Genomic DNA, 23,604 nt, shown 5'->3' on the forward strand with positions numbered 1-23,604 from the left:
ACTAGCATGCTGATCGTTAACGGGTATAGCAATCCGTGCAGTGACCTCCTAAATGTCATAGATTAAACATTCGGCGGCATTCCAATAAAAACGCTTGTCGATATTCATAAAGCGTGCAAATTCTATACAATTATAACTGTGAATGAAAGTGCATATTTAATAAATTTCACATGAGAAACGATTACATTTGCAATAGATTCCTTATTAAAGTGAGATTTTAATCTAAATTTAATTTACACATTTAACGCTAAGATCTTGGAATTCCTTTGATAGTTGTACAGACCTTGTTTTTCCATTGGTAATTCATCAACAGTAATCTCGTAAAAACCCTGTTCACGGAACCAATGAAGGCTGTGTGTGGTAAGAACAAAGATTTGGTCGATATCACGAGATTTGGACTGATGACGCATGTAATCAAGCAGTAACTGCCCACGGTTTCCATCTCGGTAGTCTGGGTGAATGGCCACGCAGGCCATCTCTGCCATGTGATCTTCTGGATAAGCGTACAGCGCAGCGCAACCAATGATCAGACCGTCTTTTTCGATGATAGTAAAACGATGGACTTCTTGTTCTAACTGCTCTCTTGAGCGACGAACAAGAATGCCTTGTTCTTCAAGAGGGCGAATGAGGTCAAAGATACCACCGATGTCATCAATCTGAGCTTGTCTGACTTGTTCGGCACTCGCCATGACCACTTGGGTTCCAATACCATCAAAAGAGAATAGCTCTTGGATCAATGCGCCATCGGCTTTGTAGCTGATCAAGTGACAACGAGGCACGCCTGCTCGGCAAGCGGAGATCGCTCCTTTCAAGAAGCGCAGTGTTCCGGTGCTCATGTCTTCGGCGGGGTTCTGGGATTCCGTTAAGCGTTCAAGAATTTGCTTGGCGTCTTTAGGGAAGAGTTCGGCGAGTACATTACCGCTTTCGTCAGTCACCCCTTGCTCAGAACAAAAGCCAATCAGTTTGTCGGCTTTCAAACGGATAGCAACTTGTGTCGCGACCTCTTCCGAAAGCAGGTTAAAGCTTTCGCCAGTGACTGAACTGGCAATAGGCCCAAGAAGGACGATGGAACCTTGGTCAAGGGTGCGATTGATCCCTTCGATGTCTATTCGACGAATGCGTCCGCTGTGGCAGTAATCTGTACCATCATCGACGCCTAAGGGTTGAGCGGTAATAAAGTTACCACTCATAACATTCAGTTGAGTTCCTGCCATTGGGGTGTTGTTCAAACTCATTGAAAGGCGAGCGGTGATCGCAAGTTGCAGTTGTCCAGCCGCCTGCATTGCAACACCTAAAGAATATTCATCTGTGACTCTAATATTTTTATGGTAAGGCGTATGGCAGTCTTGCTTCTCTAACAGTTGGTTGATCTGTGGTCTTGCCCCATGAACGAGAACAATCTTAACCCCAAGGCTATGAAGCAGGGCTATATCACTAATAATGTTGCCAAAGTTTCTATCGGCAACGGCTTCACCTCCCAACATAATCACCATGGTTTTACCACGGTGAGCATTTACATAAGGGGTCGATTGCCTAAAGCCTTTGACTAGCGCCGTACTTCTTAATTTCACAGAATAAGTCTTCCTTGTTTATTTATTCGATAATTTAGCATTTAAATTCAAATCTGAACAACAACTTTTTGGAATGAAGCGCAAACTATTCTCATCTAGGCTTCGTTTTATAAACTGTCTCAGTGTACAATGCGTACAGCATCCTTATGAGTCGTAAACGAATGCAAAAAAATCCAGTAAGAAAGAGTAAGATTGATGAGATCGCAAAAGGTCTCTACAGTGGAGCAGAGCAGCGCAACAAACCTAAATTGAGACGTAAGCTCATTGAACGCAGTTTAATGGTTTTAGCTTTGGTGGGGTCGTTTGCCGTCGCTTCCTTGTTCGCCGATGTGTTTTATAGAGTGCAAGATGCGATAACACCTAATAGTCAAATATATGGAACTTGGGTCGAGCAAGATGTCGCTCGTTATGCTGCGGACGAGTTTGTGCTGAGTGAAAATGGTGTGTCAGTGCGAGGCTCTGTTGTGTCGACTCATTTTGATTTTGATGGCAAGTACTTCGAATATAAGGCAGGTAATAAAACGTATCACTTTCGCCTAACGAATTCTGATAAAACAGAAATGATGCTTGTATCGGATAATCACTATAATCCAGTCTTTCGCCTCAAAGGTTATATCGATAACTCAGTTCGATAGGTTATCTTACTGTAAACATTTACAATCTAAGATTGTGTTATCTGATCGTTTTTGTCATCCTCGATGCATAGAATATTTAGGATGACTCTTGTGATTAAAAAATGGCTTCCCCTTGTTGCTGCCTCTTTCTTATTTGGCTGTGCTCAACCCACTGATCTTGCCCAACAACACCTTGATGGTGAATTTCCCCGAACCTTAAATAAGGTCGATTTGGTTGAATCTAATAAACCAAGAGACTTCACCGCATTTGCAGAGCAAGCTGAGATGGTGGTTTCTAAATCCCCTTCGATGGCTAAAATCTATGAGCCGCTTTATCAGCAACTCAATGAATGGGCGGTGCTGAGTGGAGAGCCGACCGAGCTAGCGAATTTTGGCGTTCAAACTGCTCAATTAGGTGGTGGTGATAAACAAGGTAATGTTTTATTCACGGGCTATTTTTCTCCTGTAATGGAGTTGCGACATGAAGCAAACGAAGAATACCGATTCCCTGTTTATGGGCTTCCAGAGTGTGATAAAGAGTGCCCAACACGCGAAGAGATCTACAACGGTGCATTAGAAGGCCAAGGTCTTGAGTTAGGTTATTCAGCAAACCGTATCGACCCATTTATGATGGAAGTACAGGGCAGCGGCTTTGTGCATTTCGGAGATGATGACACGCTGCAGTATTTTGCATACGCGGGTAAGAACAATAAAGCTTACGTGAGTATTGGCCGTGTTTTGATCGAGCGAGGTTTAGTGCCACGCGAAAAAATGTCATTGAAAGCTATCAAAGAGTGGGTCTTGGCAAACGATCCTGAAGTGGTAAAAGAACTGCTTGAGCAAAACCCATCTTTCGTCTTCTTTAGCGCGAGAGATGATCTATCCGTAATGGGTAGCGCTGGCATTCCTCTATTACCGATGGCGGCGGTAGCGGGCGATCGCTCTATCTTACCAATGGGAACACCTATCCTGGCTGAGGTCCCGTTACTGAATGCTGATGGTACTTGGAGCGGCGCGCACCAACTAAGACTATTATTGGTTTTAGATACCGGTGGTGCGGTTAAGCAAAACCATTTGGACCTCTACCATGGTATGGGCCCACGAGCAGGAACTGAAGCGGGTCATTACAAGCATTTTGGTCGGGTGTGGAAGCTGGGTCTAGATGGCAGCGCAACCGAAGCGCCTTGGGCTTTGCCTCCTGAAAAGGTCGAGTAAACAATAATAAAATGGGGCATTGAAAGCGAATCGCTAATCCCCTAGACTTTTAATTCAAGAGTGCGTATAAAACGCACTCTTTTCTTTTTCTCAGAAATAAATTGGCGGCAACAATGCGTGAATTGACCACTCCAGCTTCAGAAAACTATGACCAACGATTTGGTGGCACTCGTCGCCTGTATGGCAATAGTGAAGTAGATATACTTAGAGCAGCACACGTGTGTGTGATCGGTATTGGCGGTGTCGGTTCATGGGCGGTTGAAGCGCTTGCTCGTACTGGTTTAGGTGAGCTGACATTGATCGATATGGATGATGTGTGCGTGACGAACATCAACCGTCAGATCCACGCTATGTCGGGTACGGTTGGCAAGAGCAAAATCGAAGTGATGGCAGAGCGCGTTAAGCTGATTAACCCTGAGTGTAAAGTGAACCTGATTGATGACTTTATCGGGCCAGATAATCAGGCTGAATACCTATCGAAAGAGTTCGACTTTGTGCTCGATGCGATTGATAGCATGAAAGCTAAGGCTTCGCTGTTGGCGTATTGTCGTAGCAACAAAATCAAAGTGATCACTACGGGGGGCGCGGGTGGGCAAGTTGACCCGACTCAAATCAAAGTGGCTGATCTGACTAAGACGATTCAAGATCCGTTAGCGAAGAAATTGAAAGACACATTGCGTCGTCATCATAATTTCCCTAAGAATCCTGCGCGTAAGTTTGGTATCGATTGTGTGTTCTCGACTGAGCAAATTAAGTACCCACAAGCTGACGGCAGTGTATGTGCTGCGAAAGCGACAGCGGAAGGTCCAAAACGCATGGACTGTGCGACGGGTTTTGGTGCAGCAACGGTTGTCACGGCTACCTTTGGTTTTGTGGCGGTTTCACGTATCGTAGAAAAGATCGTTCAAAAGCACGCTAAGTAACGTCTTCTTCTCAATTAACAATCGACTGGATATTAAAATGACCACATTCCCAAGCTTTCCATTCGGCAAAGAAATTACCAGTGATGATATTGTCGCAAAAATGCAGACTTTCAGCGGCTGGGAAGATCGTTATCGCCAGGTGATTCAGTGGGGTAAGAAACTGCCTAGCATGCCTGATGAACTGAAAAGTGAACAGGTTGTCGTATCTGGTTGTGAAAGCCAAGTGTGGTTGGTTTCTCAAAATATCGACGGTGTTTGGCGCTTTTGTGCTGATTCTGATGCGCGTATCGTTCGCGGTCTGATTGCATTAGTGATGGCTGCGTATGATGGAAAAACATCAGAGCAGATTCAAGCGTTCGATATCGATGGATACTTTGAACAAATCGGTTTAATTACCCATCTAAGCCCATCTCGCGGCAATGGATTAAAAGCGATTGTTGCTCAAATCCAAGAGCTAAGTGCTTAACATTTCTTAGATACACAGAAACAAAAAGGGTTGACGCTAAACGCCAACCCTACATAATTTCGCTACTCGCTACTCGCTACTCGCTACTCGCTACTCGCTACTCGCTACTCGCTACAGCATATCAACGGCTTTTTCTATCGCCGCTACGAGCTTTTCAACATCATCTAGATTGTTATAAATACCAAATGAAATACGAACCGTTCCTTTCACATTAAGTGCATCCATTAATGGGTGAGCACAATGATGTCCAGCACGTACTGCGATACCTTGTTGATCCAACAGGGTTGCAATATCTTGGTGGTGAACGCCATCCATCACAAAAGTAATCACACTTGCGTTGGGTTGATAACCCAATATCTGAATATCATCCAGCTTACTGAGTGCAAGATAAGTCTCGTGCTGTAGTTGGTGGATATGATTTTCGACATCTTGCTGAGCAAAACCACTTAACCATTCTATTGCGGTACTTAATGCTATCGCTCCCGCCACATTTGGCGTGCCCGCTTCAAACTTCCCCGGCAGTTCAGAAAAAGTAGTACCAGAGAAAGAGACGCGCTCGACCATTTTGCCACCACCATGCCAAGGGGGCATCGCTTCGAGCAATTCTAGCTTGCCATAAAGCACCCCAATACCAGCTGGGGCGTAGAGCTTGTGTCCTGAGAAAACGTAGAAATCCGCATCTAAAGCAGTAACATCTACGGGTTCATGAACAATACCTTGCGCTCCATCTACCACAACAATCGCATTCATCTTGTGTGCTTTCTCGATCACTTCTTCAATGGGCTGACGAGAACCAGTCACATTAGTTATCTGAGCCAGAGCAATAATCTTGGTTCGATCATTTAATAGAGCGCCAAAGGCAGTAAGATCAAATTCACAATCTGACGTCATCGGTACTTTTACGACTTTCGCTCCGGTTTGTTCTGCAACAATTTGCCAAGGAACAATATTAGCGTGATGCTCCATTTCGCTGACTAATATCTCATCGCCAGGCTGGAGGGTGCTTCTTGCGTAGGTTTGAGCGATCAGGTTGAGTGCTTCAGTGGCACCGCGAGTCCAAATGATCTCTTTTGAAGAGCTTGCGCCGATAAACTGAGCGACCTTATCTCTTGCGGCTTCAAATTGACTGGTCGCGTTCGCTGTTAAGCTATGACTACCACGGTGAACATTGGCATTTTGTTTGGAGTAGTATTGGCTAATGGCATCAATAACTACCTGAGGTTTTTGTGTCGTTGCTGCGCTGTCTAAATAAATCAACGGTTGTTGATTGATGGTTTGTGATAGCGCAGGAAACTGCTCTCGGATGTGATTGATATCAAGCATCTATTCTTACCTAAAATCTTGGAAATTGTTGCTAGCGTTATGCTGAGCGGTATCGTTATTTTATCGCGACTTGTTAATCGTTGCTGACTAATCTTGATGATTCCAGCTATTTTCTCGTTCTTTAACCTGCGTAAACAGCTTTTGGTTAACAGGAACTTCTATCTGATGTTTGAGTGCTGTCTTTATTAGGTGTCCGGTAATGAAGTCGATCTCTGTCTTGCGCTCATAAAACATATCTTGCTGCATGGAAGAGTTGTTTTGAGCCGTGGCTTGAATAACGTGTTTTACGCTTGTTTCTAATTCGTCGAATGAACAAGTAATGCCTTCCGCCAGCATCACTTGCGTGAGTTCTTTAACTATAGAACTCAGAACTTCGTTAAACCTTTGGTCAGCAAGCTCTCCATTTTTGATTTGTTCCAGCCCAGTCAGTGGGTTGATCGCACAATTTATGGCGAGTTTAGCCCACAGCGCCGTTGTTATTTCTGGATTCCAACTCACGGCAGGGAAGGCATGTTCCAACACATCAACTAAAAAAGTGCACTGTTGACCCTTGAGGTTAAAAGCACCCAATTGAGTTTGTCCGAACCCTGTATGAGAAACATTATTCTTGTCGGGTTTGAATGCCGCTTGTGTGGTTGTAGCCAATACTACTGGGTGAGTATCAATTTGAGTTGCTATCTGAGCGACCGCCCCCATACCGTTGTGCATGAACATGAGAATGGTGTCAGAGTCTAGATACTGAAGTAACGGAGTGGTGGCTTCTTCTACTTGCCAAGCTTTGACTGTGAAGATCACTAAATCGCTCGCTGATAGCTTTTCGATATTGTTGTTACTGAAGGAAAGTGAAGCTTGTCCATCAAGTGATAAGTCAATTGAGTGATCCGTGGAACGACTCCACAAAGCCACATTATGACCAGCTTGAAGCAGTTTTATTGCCCATAAAGAGCCGATAGCCCCAGGGCCAACAATAGTGATGTTCACAGCAATACCGATATAAAAAAGTGGTGCTGCAAGGATAGCGAGGCATTAAATGAAAGCAATAAAAAATGGCACCCGAGGGTGCCATTTTGGAAACTTTCTTAGAAGTTTGATTAGAACTTGTAAGTTACTGCAACGTAGTGACCTACGCCAGAAGATTCAGCTTTTGAAGCTGAGTTCCATGGAAGACCTTCACCGTCAGCAAAACCGTATACATCGCTGTAAAGTTTTAGGCCGTAACCAACTGCGAACTGATCAGAGTGCCAGTAAAGACCATTGAACATTGCGCCGCCATGGCTTGATGTTGCGTAACCTTTGCCTTCATCCATCCCGAATTGGTAATCGATGTAACCTTGGTAAGAGATAAAAGAACCGTTCTCGAAGAAGTGGAATGGTTTGAACCAGTTAGTAGAGAGTTGGAAGCCGTTCCAATCTTTCTTGTTTGAATCGTATGTTCCGTAAAGGTTTAATCCCATTTTACCGAACCATGGAACCATTACATCAGAACCAAGACCAATTTTTTGAGTATTTACACCAGGACTACCATCAATACAGCCTGTAGAGTTACAGTTAGTAGCGCCACCTCCGCCCCATTCCATAAGCGTAGCAACGTAAAGTTCTTGTACTGGACCAAAAGAAAGATCAGTGCCAGTTAGGCCATCGATAGACATACGAGGCGCAAATTTCATGAACATCTTTTCAGATTTTGCTTTATCGCTGCTTGAGTCTGACGTCAGGTTAAATACATCAACGTAGCCGTAAAGATCGAAAATACCATTGCGACCACCAAATTCCATCTCTAGGTAATCATGAGTCGACTCAGAAACACCTTTTTCATTAAAAGCACCCATCAAGTTAAATTGTAGGAACTTGTAATCGTTCTTGTGGATGTCGCCGTCAGAATAATCAGCCGCCATTACTGGAGCAGAAGCTGCTGCAAGTAGGCCAAGAGTTAAAAGTGATTTACGCATAATGGAACTCTCTATGTTTGAAATAAGTAACCCGCTAATCCGTGCGTGTTTATATGTCCGAATGCCGAGCATAATAGCGATTTTGTTCTCAAATAAAAGTGAGACAGAGTGAAAACTATGATTATTATTGTGAGCCTGATCACACTAACGATCTAAATGATGGAACTTTAATGTTGCTATGCATCTTGATGAATCCCTACTTCTATTGATTTTGTGAAATTCGATTATTTTGTGTATAAATTGGTGAAATACCGCTCTAAGCAAACGATTCTACCAAAAATCGTGACATGCATATCAAAATCAACAGTATTTCTTTCTAAGCGTTTTCTCGTAAAAAACACCTCACTTAGCGAACGTTTCGATCCTGCCTTTGATCCATTTCCAAGCAACTCCGTACTGAAGTTTGAATCAATTGATGAACAATTCATGTGATGATTAACCTGACTTTTAACTCTGGTTGTTTTTTCATCGCTGACAATATTGAGACCGTTCATTGCACCAATTTTGAGGCAACATTTAAAGATCTGCTCGTGAGCTTATCTTCTGTGTGACGAACTGGTCGAACTTTTTGGAGAGAAGACCAATGAAATATTCACCTATACTCGCTGTAGCGTTGTCAGCCCTATTTATTGTAGGGTGTAATGATGACGATCAACCAACAACCCAGCTGCAAGCTGTTCACGCATCGCCAGATGCTCCACTAGCTAATGTGTTAGTTAATAGTCAGGCTCGTTGGACTGGGGTTGATTATGCTCAGGCATCTGGATATACCTCGGTTAATCAAGGCCAGACAACTCTACAGGTCGATGTTCAACTCCCTGGAGATGGTGTGGCGACAGTGATTCCGCCAAGCCAGTTCGATTTAAGCGGTGATTTAGATTACACGGTGATGGTGGTCGGTGATGCTGACGGTTCCAACAACCCAGTTGAGGCTCTCGTTGTGACACGACCTGCAGCAGGCACGGCGACGAGTTCGAGTTTGGATGTGCAAGTTGTTCACGCGGCAACTGGAGTTGGTGATGTGAATCTATACGTTACAGCACCGAATGATCCTCTAGGCGCACCGATTGGAACTTTGGGATACAAAGGATTTACCGATGTGCTCAATATTCCTGCTGGTCAATATCGTGTGAGATTAGAAACCGTGAGTGGAAGTGCTATTGCTTTTGACTCTGGAGAAATCACTCTGTCTGGCGGTAGCGAGTTAACTATTGCGGCAGTTCCAAGAGCGGATTCAAGCAGTACGTCTCCGGTGAAGCTGATGGTAATGGATGGCAAAAGTTCATCTATAATTTACGACATGGCAGAATCTGCAGAAGTGAGAGTAGGGCATTTAGTTGATGGTGCACCCTCTGTGGATGTGTTTGTAAACTCGGCTAAGTTTGCTCCTCTTGATGCTCTAATGTTTAAAGAAGTTCGTGGCTTCTTAGATTTGGCAGCAGGCAGTTACGATATCGATATTTATGAAACAGCAACCACCTCTCCAACATTCATTGATGTTGACGGTTTAGCGGTGTTTGCCGGAATGGATTACAGCATCTATGCCGTGGGGACGGTAAGTCCTCTCAACTTGGAAGCTTTAGTTGTTCCAGAAAATCGACGCTCTGTTGCAACCAGTGCAGTATTGAACATTACTCATGCTGCAGCTAATCCAATTGCAGCTTCGGTTGATATTTATTTAACCGAGAACGTGGGAATTTCTGGAAGTACTCCTGCGTTGAGTAATGTGAAATTCAAAGATTTCGCGAATGGTATTTATGTAGCTGCGGGAACTTACTATGTGACGATTACGGTGGCTGGCGATCCATCTACTGTTGCTATTGACTCCGCGCCTGCGACATTAGTTAACGGTGTTGTGTATCAAGTAGTGGCGATTGATGATTCGATGGGAACGGGATTTAACTTAATAGTAAGTGAAACCACAGATTAATCCGTTAAGCGTCTGCAAATAGAAAATAGAAAAGAGAAGAGGGTAGCTCAATGCTCCCCTCTTCTCTTTTGCTTTCTTTTTCTTTTATTCGTGGTTGTTTTTCGCTTTTTCTAATAAATCAGTGAAAAAGTGGCGTAGCGAATAGAGCATGATCAAACTTGGAATCACCATTAATGACGTCAGTATAAAGAAGGTTGACCAATCATTTAGGTAATCGACGAGCTCGCCACTGAATGAAGCCAGTGTTGTTCTACCGAAATTGCCTAAGGATGCTAATAAGGCATATTGCGTCGCTGAGAAAGCTTGACCAGTCAGTAAGGTTAAGAAAGAGACAAATGCTACCGTCGAAAAGGCGGTTGTGAAGTTGTCGACAATGATAGTTGCCAAGAACAGAGTTTCACTAGGGCCTGCCTGAGCAATCCACGCAAACATTAGGTTGCTGGCTGCCATTGCGATGCCACCAATCATTAGTCCGCGTACAATACCGAATTTCACATTGAAGATACTGCCGAGCAAGGTGAAGAATATCGTCGCGCCCCAACCGATTAACTTAGAATAGTGGCCAATCTGTTCATTGCTAAAGCCTATCTCTTTATAGAAGGTGATAGACATTCTACCCAAGAAGGCTTCACCTATCTTAAATAGGAACACAAACAGTAGAAGGGTGATGGCAACTTGAACTCCGTTTCGTTTGAAGAAATCATAAAACGGTTCTAGCACTGTAACGCTGAACCAAGCGACGACTTTTGAACCCACAACTCTGTTGTGACGTTGTTGTGCTTGCTCTTGTAATGCTTCACGTTGTGTATTGGGTTCTCCGACAAAAAGAGTAAACAGCATTAACACGACAACTACACCAGCCATGCCGTAATACACACCATTCCAACCGATTGAGTCAGCATTGATAAAAGCAAGATAACCTGGAAGAGAATAGCCAGTCCACCATCCCATCACGGCCATTGCGGATGCTTGTGGCAACTTTGATGCTTCCGATTTTGGAAATGAATCAATACGGAAGGCATCTATTGCGACATCTTGAGTTGCTGAGGCGATAGCTATTCCGAGAGCAAGCATAGAGGTGAACATCAAGTCATTGGCTGGGTTTACTCCAGCAATGAACAGGGTACAGATCAATACCAAGCTTTGGCACAAGAATATCCAACTGCGTCGTTGGCCTAATATCGCGTGTAAAACTGGCAGTTTGACTCGGTCTACCAACGGTGCCCATAAAAAGTTAATAGCATAGACAGCAAACACACTGCCGAAATAACCGATCGCAGCACGAGTTAAACCGGCATCTTTTAGCCAACCAGACATGTTGGATCCAATCAGAACCCATGGGAAGCCACTCGAACAACCGAGCATAAACACCCAAAGTAGACGTTTGTCTAAGTAGCTGCGGAAAGTTTGCATCCAAGAAAGAGAGGGGGTGCCTGATGACATGGGGCGTCCTTGTATAGAAAACGCCCTTAAGAATAAGGGCGTTACATTGGATTACTTAAGAAGGGTCACTTTAGTGATGACGATTGGGTCGACAGGAATGTCTGACATGCGGCCCATTCGCTTGGTTGGAATTGTTGCCATCTTCTGAACAACGTCAAAACCATCGGTTACTTTACCAAACACAGCGTAACCAGGATTACCGCCTTTCGCGTTTAAGAAATCGTTGTCTGCAAAGTTAATGAAGAACTGGCGAGTTGCAGAATCTGGTGCATTGGTGCGAGCCATTGCGATCGTTGCAGTATCATTCTTCAGGCCATTGCTGCCTTCATTTTTGATAGGCGCATAAGTTGCTAATTGCTTCATATCTTGATCGAAGCCACCACCCTGAGCCATAAAGCCCGGGATCACACGGTGAAACTGAGTGCCTTCGTAGCTACCGTCAGCAACATATTTCAGAAAGTTATCAACACTAACCGGTGCTTGCTCTTGGTTTAGCTCGATAGTGAAGCCGCCTAATGTTGTTTCTACGTTCACTTTAGGACCAGCCCAAACGCTCACGCTCACCAGCATCAATGCGATAGAAGATAGAATGCGCCCCATTAGAAACGTTCCTTCATGTAAGTTTGCAGCTCTTGGTCATTGGCAATCTCTTTAAGAACTAAGTCGATAACATCGTTTAGTACCATTGCGATATCGTCATTTGATGCACTTAATGCACCTGTGCGAGTTGCTGTACCATTGAATGTCTTAACTAGCTTGCCTTCAGGCGTTTCAGCGGTTACTTCAAGAGTTACTTTACCATCCATTTGGTTTTCCATGATGGTGTGCTTGACGGTAACAAGCGCTTCTTGAATCTCTAAAACAATTGAGTTTTCACTGTTAACGCTTGCACGAAAACCTTGAGACTCCAATTGTTGAGCAATAGCGTTTTCTAGAGAAATACGCATGTTTTGCTTAGCGTGAATTGGCTGAATGTTTGAACGGCCACTATCAACCAATGCAACATATTGAGCGGCACGAACATCTTTACTGGTTAGTGTGTATGTTTTGCCTTGTACAAGGTTGCTTGAGCTTAGTGAAGCTTCTGGCATTACGTTGATCTGTTCTTGCTGAGGGGCTGAACATGCTGTCAAAGCCAAAATAGAAGCAGCCAAAATCAGTTTTTTCATTCCTTTATCCTTTCTAAATTCACACCAGGAGCTCGGTATCTTAAATTCTTGTGACGTCGTTTCTGCTTATTTATTAAAATTCGCAGGTTCTCTTGTTGCTTGTAATATCTCAAATTTCTGGTTTAGTTCAAGCGTTTCAACGTTTGCTTCACCAAATAGTCTTGCTAGTTTGACATCGTATCCGAGGTGTCGGTTACCAATAACAATTAATTTGCCTCCGTTGCTAAGAACATGCTTTGCATCACAGAACATTTGCCATGCAATGTGATCTGTAATCGCTTGTTGTTGGTGGAACGGAGGGTTACACATAACTAAGTAAGTGCTGTTTTTCTTAAAACCATCTAAACAGTTATTGGCGATGAACTGGAAATTACCTTCTTCGCCAAGGTTATCCTTAATATTTTGGCGCGCTGATTCCACTGCCATAAAGCTTTCATCAACACAGGTGATACGCGCTTGTGGGTTTAATTGCCCAGCTTTTACACTCAATACACCGTTGCCACAACCTAGGTCGATAATATGACGCAGTTCAGGATCTTGAGGGATGTGCTCTAGCATATAGCGAGCGCCTTGATCGAGTGCCTCGCCTGAGTAAACGTTCGGTAAATTTTTCAGGCGAATATCTTCACCGTCTACATCCCATTCAACAAAAGGCTCGACCGTTTGAATCGGCTGACAATTTGGTGAAGAGATAACCAAGCGATGTTTCTTCTTCGCTAGAGAAGTTTTGGTTTCGCCTAGGTATTTTTCGAAAATATTAAGTGTAGATGTGTGGATGTCTTTTACTTTGTTTACACCGATGACTTGGCAGCCTTCTGGCAACGCTTGGCGTAGTTGGCTCAATTGCCATACTAGATGACGGTTTGTTTTCGGTAGTTGCATGATCACAAGGTCGATACCGTGTGGGATATCATCCATCGTATTCAGGAAGTTCACACGGTTACTTTGATTGCGCTGCAAGTTTTTTAGCGCACCGCGATGAGAGATAAACGAGTCGCTCATCATGGTGACCTCATGATCTTTAGAGAACCATGCCGACAGGGCACCAAAGCTATCGTTCATGATCAGGATGTGTTTGCCAGGTTCAAGATTCATCTCTTCAACGTGACTAATAATGTATTCGTCGCCCGCATCCCAAGCTTGAAGGGTTTCATTTGAACGGTTGGGGAAACGATGTAAGGTCAAAGTTCTATCGAGAAGAGTAAGTTCGGTTTTCATAGCTTGAGATACTTATGTAAGAAATAACAAAGATATTGTCTCAAATGCAGCCTGAACAAGATAGAAAAAACTCAACCAAACCTAAGTCGTTCGTTATGAAATACTCAGACAGTCGACCAGTTAGGGTTTATACTTCCCCCACAGATAATGCCAATACGTTATTAAGGAATCATAATGATCCAAGAAGTTATCGAAACAAAATTGCACAATGAGTTTTCACCAAGTCATTTAAACGTGGTCAATGAGAGCTACATGCACAATGTTCCGGCTGGTTCTGAGAGTCATTTTAAAGTGATTGTTGTCAGCGATGCGTTTGAAGGCTTGCGCCTTATTGGTCGTCATCGAGCGGTAAATAAAGCACTTTCAGAAGAGCTAGCGAATAATATTCACGCACTATCTATTCACACTTATACAAAAGATGAATGGATGAAGCAACTCGATAACGTGCCAGACAGCCCTATGTGTATGGGCGGTGGTAAGTAATAAAACTAACTGATAGAAGAGGTGGCGACGCTGCCTTATTTATCGCCAGGCTGATGTGTTTTTAGGGTTTATATCACTCAAATTGATGTCAAATTAGGCGTCTTTAAATACCCACAATGAGTAATGTTTTTATTAACAGTGTTTCAACATAACTCGTAAAATATTAGTTTGTGACAGAGTATTAATCTCTTGTTTAAAACACGATTCAAAAGCCATTTTATCTGTGCGGCTCGTCAAATTTATACATATTTGAGAGTCCATATGCTTCAAATCTCACCAAATTAAGGCCGTATTCAAGTTATTGGTCATGGCATCAAGTTGTCAAAAAATGCTAGAATACGGCACCTGATAAATCTCACATAATCTTTGTGATGAGTTTATTAATGTAATGTTGCGATTTTGGTATCTCTAATTTACCAAAACCGGACACTGTAATGTCGTGTCTAAGGGCGATTTTAAAACGTCCCGAATTTACGCAATTAAAAGAATCTTTTTCCCGATAAAGTAGTGCAAGTGCGTATGATTACAATAAAGAAGGGTTTGGATCTTCCTATCGCAGGAACTCCATCCCAGGTGATTAATGATGGTAAGTCCATCACTAAAGTCGCCTTGCTTGGCGAAGAGTACGTTGGTATGCGTCCTACGATGCATGCTCGCGTTGGTGATGAAGTGAAGAAAGGCCAAGTTCTTTTTGCAGATAAAAAGAACCCAGGTGTTGTATTTACTTCTCCAGCAAGCGGTAAAGTTATTGAAGTGAACCGTGGTGCTAAGCGTGTTCTTCAATCAGTAGTGATTGAAGTAGCAGGCAATGAGCAAATCACGTTCAATAGCTATGAAGCTAACCAACTAGTAAGTCTTGACCGTGAAACGGTTAAAACTCAGTTAGTTGAGTCTGGCGCATGGACCGCTTTGCGAACTCGTCCGTTCAGCAAGGTTCCAGCAGTTGATTCTGAAACTCAGGCTATTTTCGTTACTGCTATGGATACTAATCCGCTAGCAGCTGAGCCAGAATTAATCATTAACGAGCAGTCTGATGCTTTCGTTGCTGGTTTAGATCTTCTTTCAACTCTGACTAACGGTAAAGTGTACGTTTGTAAAAAAGGTACTAGCTTACCTCGTTCAGCTCAGTCTAACGTTGAAGAACATGTTTTTGATGGCCCACACCCTGCAGGTCTTGCAGGCACGCATATGCATTACCTATATCCGGTAAATGCACAAAATGTAGCGTGGAGCATTAACTACCAAGATGTTATCGCATTCGGTAAGCTTTTCCTTACTGGTGAGATTTACTCTGAGCGTGTTGTTTCTCTGGCTGGTCCAGTGGTGAATAACCCACGTCTAGTTCGTACTCAAATTGGTGCTAGCCTTGAAGAGTTGACAGACAGCGAGTTAATGCCAGGCGAAGTTCGTGTGATTTCTGGTTCTGTACTTACGGGTACTGAAGCAACCGGTCCACATGCTTTCCTTGGTCGTTACCATCAGCAAGTTTCTGTTCTACGTGAAGGTCGTGATAAAGAGCTATTCGGCTGGGCTATGCCTGGTAAGAACAAGTTCTCTGTTACTCGTTCATTCCTTGGTCACCTGTTTAAAGGTCAGTTGTTCAACATGACAACGACGACAAACGGTAGTGACCGCTCAATGGTTCCAATTGGTAACTACGAGCGCGTAATGCCTCTAGATATGGAACCTACATTGCTGCTTCGTGATCTATGTGCAGGCGACATTGATAGTGCTCAAGCACTTGGTGCGCTAGAACTAGACGAAGAAGATGTAGCATTGTGTACCTTTGTATGTCCAGGTAAGTACGAGTACGGTCAACTACTTCGTGAATGCCTAGATACGATTGAGAAGGAAGGGTAATTTTCATGGGCCTTAAAAAGTTTCTTGAAGACATCGAGCATCATTTTGAGCCAGGTGGTAAACACGAGAAGTGGTTTGCGCTTTACGAAGCAGCAGCGACAGTGTTCTACACGCCAGGTCTTATCACAAAGAAAAGCTCACACGTTCGTGATAGCGTTGATTTAAAACGTATCATGATCATGGTTTGGTTCGCGGTATTCCCAGCAATGTTCTGGGGTATGTACAACGCGGGTGGCCAAGCTATCGCTGCACTTAACCATATGTACGCAGGCGCTGAATTAGTTTCTGTTATCGATGGTAACTGGCACTACTGGCTAACCGAAATGCTTGGAGCCTCCTTAGGGCCCGATGCTGGTGTTGGCAGCAAGATGCTACTTGGTGCGACATACTTCCTACCTATCTACGCAACGGTATTCATCGTCGGTGGTTTCTGGGAAGTTCTGTTCTGTATGGTGCGTAAGCACGAAGTAAACGAAGGTTTCTTTGTTACTTCTATCTTATTTGCGCTTATCGTTCCGCCAACGCTTCCTCTATGGCAAGCAGCACTAGGTATTACCTTCGGTGTTGTTGTGGCGAAAGAGATCTTCGGTGGTACGGGTCGTAACTTCCTGAACCCTGCACTTGCTGGCCGTGCGTTCCTATTCTTTGCATACCCTGCACAGATTTCAGGTGACGTAGTTTGGACTGCTGCAGATGGTTTCTCTGGTGCAACTGCTCTTAGCCAATGGGCTCAAGGCGGCGGTAGCGCACTAATGAACGTGACATCAGGTGAAGCAATCACTTGGATGGACGCATTCATTGGTAACATCCCAGGTTCTATCGGTGAAGTATCAACTCTAGCACTTATGATTGGTGCAGCGATGATCGTTTACATGCGTATCGCTTCATGGCGCATCATTGCTGGTGTAATGATCGGTATGATTGCTGTGTCTACGCTGTTCAACGTGATCGGTTCTGATACTAACGCAATGTTCAGCATGCCTTGGCATTGGCACCTAGTTCTAGGTGGCTTCGCATTCGGTATGTTCTTCATGGCGACTGACCCAGTATCAGCTTCATTTACCAACAAAGGTAAGTGGTGGTACGGCATCCTAATCGGCGCAATGTGTGTAATGATTCGTGTAGTTAACCCTGCATACCCAGAAGGCATGATGCTTGCGATTCTATTCGCAAACCTATTTGCTCCTCTGTTTGACCACGTTGTAATCGAGAAGAACATTAAGCGGAGACTAGCGCGCTATGGCAAGTAATAACGATAGCATTAAAAAGACGCTGTTTGTTGTTATCGCATTGAGCCTAGTGTGCTCAATCATCGTTTCAACAGCTGCAGTTGTTCTTAAACCTAAGCAGCAAGCTAACGCAGTTCTGGATCAGCAAACTAAGATCCTTGAAGTTGCGGGTATTGAGCTTGCAGGTGATATCCCAGCACTCTACGCAGAGAACATCGAACCTCGTCTAGTTGATTTCGCTACTGGCGATTTCGTTGACGGCGATGCTGCTGCATACGACCAACGTAAAGCGGCAAAAGATCCAGCTCAGTCAATCAAGCTTTCAGCTGAAGATGACATCGCTAAGATCATTCGTCGTGCTAACACGGGTACTGTATACCTAGTGAAAGATGGCGCTGAGACTTCTAAAGTTATCATCCCTGTTCACGGTAACGGCCTTTGGTCAATGATGTACGCATTCGTTGCGGTAGAAACTGATGGCAACACAGTTTCTGGTATCACTTACTACGAGCAAGGTGAAACTCCTGGACTTGGTGGTGAAGTTGAGAACCCAACTTGGCGCGCTCAATTCGTTGGTAAGAAATTATTCGACGAAAACCACAAACCTGCTATTCAGGTTGTTAAAGGTGGCGCTCCTCAAGGTTCTGAGCACGGTGTAGATGGCCTTTCTGGTGCAACACTGACTAGCGTTGGTGTTCAACATACATTTGACTTCTGGTTAGGTGATATGGGCTTTGGTCCGTTCCTAGCAAAAGTTCGTGACGGAGGTCTGAACTAATGTCTAGTGCAAAAGAAATTAAAAAGAGCATCTTAGCGCCTGTGTTGGATAACAACCCAATCGCGCTACAGGTTCTTGGTGTGTGTTCTGCTCTTGCAGTAACCACTAAGCTAGAAACAGCATTTGTTATGACTATCGCGGTAATGTTCGTTACTGCTCTGTCTAACTTCTTCGTTTCTTTAATCCGTAACCACATTCCTAACAGTGTGCGTATCATCGTTCAGATGGCAATTATCGCATCATTAGTAATCGTGGTAGACCAAGTGCTTAAAGCATACCTATACGATATCTCTAAGCAGCTATCTGTATTCGTTGGCCTAATCATTACTAACTGTATTGTAATGGGTCGTGCTGAAGCATTCGCAATGAAGTCTGCGCCAATCCCATCGTTTATCGACGGTCTTGGTAACGGTCTTGGTTACGGTTTCGTTCTTATCACTGTTGGTTTCTTCCGTGAGCTTCTAGGCTCTGGCAAACTATTTGGTATGGAAGTACTACCTCTAGTGAGCAACGGTGGTTGGTATCAGCCAAACGGCTTGATGCTTCTAGCACCTTCAGCATTCTTCCTAATTGGTTTCTTGATTTGGGCAATTCGTGTGTTCAAACCAGAACAAGTAGAAGCGAAGGGGTAAGGTAGTCATGGAACATTATATTAGTCTGCTAGTTAAATCGATTTTCATCGAAAACATGGCGCTTTCTTTCTTCCTAGGTATGTGTACATTCCTAGCGGTTTCTAAGAAAGTTAAAACTTCTTTTGGTCTTGGTGTTGCGGTAGTTGTAGTACTTACAATCGCTGTTCCTGTAAACAACCTTGTTTACACACACATCCTGAAAGAAAACGCGCTTGTTGAAGGTGTCGATTTAAGTTTCCTTAACTTCATCGCATTCATCGGTGTTATCGCGGCACTTGTACAAATCCTAGAGATGGTTTTAGACCGTTTCTTCCCACCTTTGTACAACGCACTAGGTATCTTCCTTCCACTGATCACAGTTAACTGTGCAATCTTTGGTGGTGTATCTTTCATGGTAACTCGTGACTACAACTTTGCTGAATCTGTTGTTTACGGCTTCGGTTCTGGTGTGGGTTGGATGTTAGCTATCGTTGCTCTTGCGGGTATCCGTGAGAAGATGAAGTACTCTGACGTACCTCCAGGTCTTCGTGGCCTTGGTATCACGTTCATTACTGTTGGTCTGATGGCGTTAGGCTTTATGTCTTTCTCTGGTGTTCAACTGTAGGGTAAGCACCCAGTAATAAGGAATAACAAATGCAAAGCATTATTCTTGGCGTAGCGATGTTTACCATTATTGTATTGGCTCTAGTACTAGTGATTCTTTTCGCTAAGTCTAAGCTAGTACCATCAGGTGACATCACTATTGCTGTAAACGGCGACCCTGAAAAGGCGATCGTTACTCAGCCTGGTAGCAAGCTACTTGGTGCCCTAGCTGGCGCTGGTATCTTCGTATCTTCTGCTTGTGGTGGCGGTGGCTCTTGTGGTCAGTGTCGTGTAAAAGTTAAGTCTGGTGGTGGCGACATCCTTCCAACTGAACTTGACCACATCACAAAAGGTGAAGCTCGCGAAGGCGAACGTCTTGCATGTCAAGTTGCTATGAAAACTGACATGGAGATTGAACTAGACGAAGATATCTTTGGTGTGAAGAAGTGGGAATGTACTGTTATCTCTAACGATAACGAAGCTACTTTCATCAAAGAATTGGCTCTAGCTATCCCTGAAGGTGAAGAAGTTCCGTTCCGCGCGGGTGGTTACATTCAGATTGAAGCTGAACCACATCACGTGAAATACGCAGATTACGATATTCCTGAGGAATACCGTGGTGACTGGGATAAGTTCAACTTGTTCCGTTACGAGTCTATCGTTAAAGAGCATTCGATCCGTGCTTACTCTATGGCTTCATACCCAGAAGAGAAAGGCATCATCAAGCTTAACGTGCGTATCGCAACTCCGCCGCCAAATAACCCTGACGTAGCTCCTGGTGTGATGTCTTCATACATCTGGTCTCTTAAAGAAGGCGACAAATGTACTATTTCTGGTCCATTTGGTGAGTTCTTTGCTAAAGACACAGACAATGAAATGGTATTCATCGGTGGTGGTGCAGGTATGGCGCCAATGCGTTCACATATCTTCGACCAACTTAAGCGTCTTAACTCTACTCGTAAGATGTCTTACTGGTACGGTGCACGTTCTAAGCGTGAGATGTTCTACATTGAAGACTTCGACGGCCTAGCGGCTGCAAACGAAAACTTCGTGTGGCATTGTGCTCTGTCTGATCCTCAACCTGAGGACAACTGGGACGGTTACACTGGTTTCATCCACAACGTATTGTACGAAAACTACCTGAAGGATCACGAAGCTCCTGAAGACTGTGAGTATTACATGTGTGGTCCACCAATGATGAACGCGGCTGTGATCGGCATGCTGAAAGATCTTGGTGTAGAAGATGAAAACATCCTACTAGATGACTTCGGTGGTTAATCCATTTAAGTGATTGATATTATGGCTGACTCTTACGAGTCAGCCATTTGTTTTTCTAAGACTACTCGTGACAACAAACTGGCTTATATAAGAAAGAGTAAGGCATTTAAAATACCTATTTTTCACTCTTATTTTTCCTTATATAAATCCTCAACATTAGACAGGAGTAAGCAAGTGAGAATTTGGCTTGTTGCATTAACTTCTTTGATTTTTCTTGCGGGCTGTGAGCAGGCAAGAGAGCAAGTACATTTAAGTGGTCCGACAATGGGGACCAGTTATAACATTAAGTACATCAATGGCGATGAATTTCCTGAGTCTAAAGAAGTTCATACCGAGATCGATCGTCTACTTGAAGAAGTTAATGATCAAATGTCGACTTACCGTGAAGATTCAGAGCTGAGCCGTTTCAACCAACACAAAGGTGCGGACGCATTCGAAGTATCTGAACAAACCGCTATCGTTGTGAAAGAAGCGATTCGTTTGAACGGTCTTACTGAAGGTGCGTTGGATGTGACGGTTGGTCCATTAGTTAACTTGTGGGGTTTTGGTCCAGAAGCACGTCCTGAAGTGGTTCCATCAGACGAAGAGCTTGCGGCTCGTAAGGCTAAGATTGGTATTCACCACTTAAGCGTTGAAGGTAATAAGCTAAGCAAAGATTTGCCTAACTTGTATGTTGACCTTTCGACTATCGCAAAAGGTTGGGGCGTGGATGTCGTTGCTGACTACCTCGATTCAATTGGCATTCATAACTACATGGTAGAAGTGGGCGGTGAAATCCGTTTGAAGGGCTTAAACCGTGAAAGTGTGGGTTGGCGTATCGCCATCGAGAAGCCAAGTGTTGACGAGCGCAACATTCAAGAGATCATCGAGCCTGGTGATATGGCGATCGCAACGTCTGGCGACTACCGAAACTATTTTGAGCGTGATGGTGTTCGTTATTCACACATCATCAACCCAGAAACAGGTAAGCCGCTTCATCACAAAGTGGTTTCAGTGACTGTTTTAAACCCGTCTTCAATGACTGCAGACGGTTTATCTACTGGCCTTATGGTCTTAGGTGAAGAAAAAGGACTGGAAGTCGCAAACCAACATAACATCCCAGTGTTCATGGTGGTAAAAACAGCTGATGGCTTTAAAGAAATTGCTTCAGAAGCATTTAAGCCATACTTAGGTAAATAAGGTAAGCGAGATAATTATGAATACATTTCTGATTACATTTGGTGTTTTTCTTGCAGTAATCGCAGCGATGTCAATTGGCTATATTATCCAAAAGAAAGTTGTGAAAGGTAGCTGTGGTGGCTTAGGTGCTGTTGGTATTGATAAAGTATGTAACTGCCCTGAACCTTGTGATGCGCGTAAAAAACGTGAAGCACGTGAAGCATACCGTGAAGAGAAACTGGCAGAACGTCAACAAAAAGAAGCGGCTTGGAGTAAAGACCGTATCGCTTAATTGGTGACAGTCATAGGGGAATAGAGTTGTCTATGCCCTTAGAATAAGAAGCTCAAGATTATCGTCTTGAGCTTTTTTTGTTTGAGTGAACTGTCTATTTTGGAATGCTAAAAACGGAAACAAAAACGAATTTCTAGTGGTCGATTTGCATGTTATTGCGCGCAAAGACCAGTTGGTTCCTACCTTGTTCTTTTGCAGTATAAAGTAGTTCGTCCGCGGCTTTTATTTGCTCATCCAAACTGCCAACTAAGTCGCTTAACCCGATACTCATGCTGACTTTAATCCGTTGTGAGTCATGAATAACTTCTTGGTTTTGTATCGCAATCCTCATTGACTCTAGCGTGTCGACAAATTCTTCAAATGGTCGGCATGATTGAATGCAGAACTCTTCACCGCCGAAACGAACGGCGACATCATCTTTAAAATGATTTTTGATGATATTTCCGACTTCAATGAGTACCGCATCGCCACCATCATGACCGTAGGTATCATTCACCTTTTTAAAGAAGTCTATATCCATCATGGCGATGCTGCGATGTTCGCAGCCTTTACATGTTTGGTTGAATAGATAACGACGGTTCCAAAGCCCGGTCAGAGCATCCTCATTTGCATGACGAAATAGTTCATTGGTGGCCTCTTTCATGTCGAGTAGTTGATGAATACGGCAGAAAAACTCTTCTTGGTTAAATGGCTTGTAAAGGAAATCGTTGGCACCAGCCTTAAGGAAACGAGCTGTCATGGTTCGGTCGTCACTGCCAGATAGCCCAAGAATAGCGAGCTGATTGCGATCATGGTGTACTCGAATGTCACGGGTCATCGAAATGCCATCTTTGTTTGGCATGTCATGATCGGTAACGACGAAAGTGATGTCGGGGTCGTTTTGGAGAAGCTCTAGTGCTTGTTCGCCATCTTCCGCTTGAATCGTTTGAATATATTGGTGCTCAAGAAGTTGCACTACATATCGACGAACCACAGCAGAATCATCAACAACCAAGGCTTTATGATATCGGTTATTTGAGATTCGATTAACCAGAGGAAGCAAATAACTGACTGATGACATGCTGTCTTTGAGGATGTAATCAATCACACCCTTCGCGAGTACTTGTTCTCGAAGTGTGTTGTTGAACATGCCGGTTAGGACTATGATTTTTTGTTGATAGCCGAGTACCAAATCAATGATCTCGCCATCTTGGCCATCGGGTAAGCAGTAATCGAGCACCGCGCACAAGAAATCCGTATCTTGTTCTAAGATAGCTTTAGCTTCAGCCACTGATTCAGCCAGCGCAACCTCATAGCCATCATTTTTAAATTGCTGGTACAGGTAGTTTCTGAATGCACGACTATCTTCGACTACTAGTATTTTATCACTCAAAAGTTATCCCTACTTATAGGTTAAATACTCTCTAACAATACTATCAGAATAGTAAGTGGCTAATGAAGTTAAAGCTATTTAGCTGGGCTCCAGATCATTTTAAATCTGAGAATAATTGA

General features: G+C 43.7%; 23 protein-coding genes. 14 read left to right on the forward strand and 9 right to left on the reverse strand.

Annotated elements, in window-relative coordinates:
- Positions 1 to 233: 233 nt before the first annotated feature.
- Positions 234 to 1,571 (reverse strand): amino-acid N-acetyltransferase, encoded by a 1,338-nt coding sequence (argA, locus tag AB6C75_RS00410; RefSeq protein ID WP_009848357.1) that lies wholly within the window; start codon positions 1,569 to 1,571, stop codon positions 234 to 236.
- 146 nt (positions 1,572 to 1,717) lie between these two features.
- On the opposite strand from argA, the gene AB6C75_RS00415 reads away from it, so the two are divergent.
- The 4 genes from AB6C75_RS00415 (at position 1,718) to csdE (ending at position 4,789) form a co-directional block, all read left to right on the forward strand.
- Positions 1,718 to 2,206, forward strand: coding sequence for a DUF2850 domain-containing protein (locus tag AB6C75_RS00415; RefSeq protein WP_017098026.1), 489 nt, complete (start codon positions 1,718 to 1,720; stop codon positions 2,204 to 2,206).
- A gap of 81 nt (positions 2,207 to 2,287) precedes the next feature.
- On the forward strand, positions 2,288 to 3,400 hold the full coding sequence (gene mltA / locus AB6C75_RS00420; protein WP_135385346.1) for a murein transglycosylase A: 1,113 nt from the start codon (positions 2,288 to 2,290) through the stop codon (positions 3,398 to 3,400).
- Positions 3,401 to 3,513: 113 nt separating this feature from the next.
- Complete coding sequence (tcdA, locus tag AB6C75_RS00425; RefSeq protein WP_372106365.1) at positions 3,514 to 4,323, forward strand: tRNA cyclic N6-threonylcarbamoyladenosine(37) synthase TcdA; 810 nt, start codon at positions 3,514 to 3,516, stop codon at positions 4,321 to 4,323.
- 37 nt (positions 4,324 to 4,360) lie between these two features.
- A complete protein-coding gene (csdE, locus tag AB6C75_RS00430; protein WP_009848361.1) occupies positions 4,361 to 4,789 on the forward strand; it encodes a cysteine desulfurase sulfur acceptor subunit CsdE in 429 nt (142 codons plus the stop codon).
- A gap of 111 nt (positions 4,790 to 4,900) precedes the next feature.
- Here the strand turns inward: csdE and csdA are convergent, their stop codons facing one another.
- From csdA to AB6C75_RS00445, 3 genes are all read right to left on the reverse strand, one after another.
- Entirely contained in the window at positions 4,901 to 6,112 is a 1,212-nt protein-coding gene (gene csdA, locus AB6C75_RS00435; protein WP_372106367.1) for a cysteine desulfurase CsdA, read from the reverse strand.
- Between the two features lie 87 nt (positions 6,113 to 6,199).
- Positions 6,200 to 7,093, reverse strand: a complete 894-nt coding sequence (gene panE / locus AB6C75_RS00440; RefSeq protein WP_372049087.1) for a 2-dehydropantoate 2-reductase — start codon at positions 7,091 to 7,093, stop codon at positions 6,200 to 6,202.
- 110 nt (positions 7,094 to 7,203) lie between these two features.
- On the reverse strand, positions 7,204 to 8,061 hold the full coding sequence (locus AB6C75_RS00445) for an outer membrane protein OmpK (RefSeq protein ID WP_371702538.1): 858 nt from the start codon (positions 8,059 to 8,061) through the stop codon (positions 7,204 to 7,206).
- Positions 8,062 to 8,644: 583 nt separating this feature from the next.
- Between AB6C75_RS00445 and AB6C75_RS00450 the strand changes: the two genes are divergently transcribed.
- The gene (locus AB6C75_RS00450) at positions 8,645 to 9,991 is read left to right on the forward strand and encodes a DUF4397 domain-containing protein (RefSeq protein ID WP_372106369.1); all 1,347 of its coding nucleotides are present in this window, start codon (positions 8,645 to 8,647) and stop codon (positions 9,989 to 9,991) included.
- 84 nt (positions 9,992 to 10,075) lie between these two features.
- Here the strand turns inward: AB6C75_RS00450 and AB6C75_RS00455 are convergent, their stop codons facing one another.
- From AB6C75_RS00455 to AB6C75_RS00470, 4 genes are all read right to left on the reverse strand, one after another.
- A complete protein-coding gene (locus AB6C75_RS00455) occupies positions 10,076 to 11,434 on the reverse strand; it encodes an AmpG family muropeptide MFS transporter (protein WP_012603364.1) in 1,359 nt (452 codons plus the stop codon).
- Between the two features lie 51 nt (positions 11,435 to 11,485).
- On the reverse strand, positions 11,486 to 12,034 hold the full coding sequence (locus tag AB6C75_RS00460) for a peptidylprolyl isomerase (RefSeq protein WP_009848367.1): 549 nt from the start codon (positions 12,032 to 12,034) through the stop codon (positions 11,486 to 11,488).
- On the reverse strand, positions 12,034 to 12,603 hold the full coding sequence (locus AB6C75_RS00465; protein WP_009848368.1) for a YajG family lipoprotein: 570 nt from the start codon (positions 12,601 to 12,603) through the stop codon (positions 12,034 to 12,036). The genes AB6C75_RS00460 and AB6C75_RS00465 overlap by 1 nt, the downstream gene beginning before the upstream one ends.
- A gap of 66 nt (positions 12,604 to 12,669) precedes the next feature.
- On the reverse strand, positions 12,670 to 13,821 hold the full coding sequence (locus AB6C75_RS00470; protein WP_372106372.1) for a methyltransferase: 1,152 nt from the start codon (positions 13,819 to 13,821) through the stop codon (positions 12,670 to 12,672).
- Between the two features lie 174 nt (positions 13,822 to 13,995).
- On the opposite strand from AB6C75_RS00470, the gene bolA reads away from it, so the two are divergent.
- The 9 genes from bolA (at position 13,996) to nqrM (ending at position 22,113) form a co-directional block, all read left to right on the forward strand.
- The gene (bolA, locus tag AB6C75_RS00475; protein ID WP_009848370.1) at positions 13,996 to 14,304 is read left to right on the forward strand and encodes a transcriptional regulator BolA; all 309 of its coding nucleotides are present in this window, start codon (positions 13,996 to 13,998) and stop codon (positions 14,302 to 14,304) included.
- Positions 14,305 to 14,823: 519 nt separating this feature from the next.
- The gene (locus tag AB6C75_RS00480) at positions 14,824 to 16,164 is read left to right on the forward strand and encodes a Na(+)-translocating NADH-quinone reductase subunit A (RefSeq protein ID WP_009848371.1); all 1,341 of its coding nucleotides are present in this window, start codon (positions 14,824 to 14,826) and stop codon (positions 16,162 to 16,164) included.
- Positions 16,165 to 16,169: 5 nt separating this feature from the next.
- Positions 16,170 to 17,414 (forward strand): NADH:ubiquinone reductase (Na(+)-transporting) subunit B, encoded by a 1,245-nt coding sequence (locus tag AB6C75_RS00485; RefSeq protein WP_122054171.1) that lies wholly within the window; start codon positions 16,170 to 16,172, stop codon positions 17,412 to 17,414.
- Positions 17,404 to 18,171, forward strand: a complete 768-nt coding sequence (locus tag AB6C75_RS00490; protein WP_017098020.1) for a Na(+)-translocating NADH-quinone reductase subunit C — start codon at positions 17,404 to 17,406, stop codon at positions 18,169 to 18,171. Before AB6C75_RS00485 ends, AB6C75_RS00490 begins: the two co-directional genes overlap by 11 nt.
- Positions 18,171 to 18,803, forward strand: a complete 633-nt coding sequence (locus AB6C75_RS00495) for an NADH:ubiquinone reductase (Na(+)-transporting) subunit D (RefSeq protein ID WP_004735210.1) — start codon at positions 18,171 to 18,173, stop codon at positions 18,801 to 18,803. Before AB6C75_RS00490 ends, AB6C75_RS00495 begins: the two co-directional genes overlap by 1 nt.
- Before the next feature lie 7 nt (positions 18,804 to 18,810).
- Positions 18,811 to 19,407 carry an NADH:ubiquinone reductase (Na(+)-transporting) subunit E gene (gene nqrE / locus AB6C75_RS00500; protein WP_009848375.1) on the forward strand — a complete coding sequence of 199 codons (597 nt, stop codon included), beginning with the start codon at positions 18,811 to 18,813 and terminating at the stop codon, positions 19,405 to 19,407.
- A 29-nt stretch (positions 19,408 to 19,436) separates the two neighbouring features.
- Positions 19,437 to 20,663 carry an NADH:ubiquinone reductase (Na(+)-transporting) subunit F gene (gene nqrF, locus AB6C75_RS00505; protein WP_009848376.1) on the forward strand — a complete coding sequence of 409 codons (1,227 nt, stop codon included), beginning with the start codon at positions 19,437 to 19,439 and terminating at the stop codon, positions 20,661 to 20,663.
- Between the two features lie 174 nt (positions 20,664 to 20,837).
- Positions 20,838 to 21,842 (forward strand): FAD:protein FMN transferase, encoded by a 1,005-nt coding sequence (locus tag AB6C75_RS00510; protein WP_009848377.1) that lies wholly within the window; start codon positions 20,838 to 20,840, stop codon positions 21,840 to 21,842.
- Between the two features lie 16 nt (positions 21,843 to 21,858).
- Positions 21,859 to 22,113 carry a (Na+)-NQR maturation NqrM gene (gene nqrM / locus AB6C75_RS00515; RefSeq protein ID WP_009848378.1) on the forward strand — a complete coding sequence of 85 codons (255 nt, stop codon included), beginning with the start codon at positions 21,859 to 21,861 and terminating at the stop codon, positions 22,111 to 22,113.
- Between the two features lie 133 nt (positions 22,114 to 22,246).
- On the opposite strand, the gene AB6C75_RS00520 is transcribed toward nqrM, so the two are convergent.
- A complete protein-coding gene (locus tag AB6C75_RS00520; protein ID WP_372106375.1) occupies positions 22,247 to 23,485 on the reverse strand; it encodes a response regulator in 1,239 nt (412 codons plus the stop codon).
- Positions 23,486 to 23,604 lie beyond the last annotated feature (119 nt).

The organism is Vibrio sp. 10N.237.312.B06 (assembly GCF_041464685.1).
Taxonomy (GTDB): domain Bacteria; phylum Pseudomonadota; class Gammaproteobacteria; order Enterobacterales; family Vibrionaceae; genus Vibrio; species Vibrio tasmaniensis_A.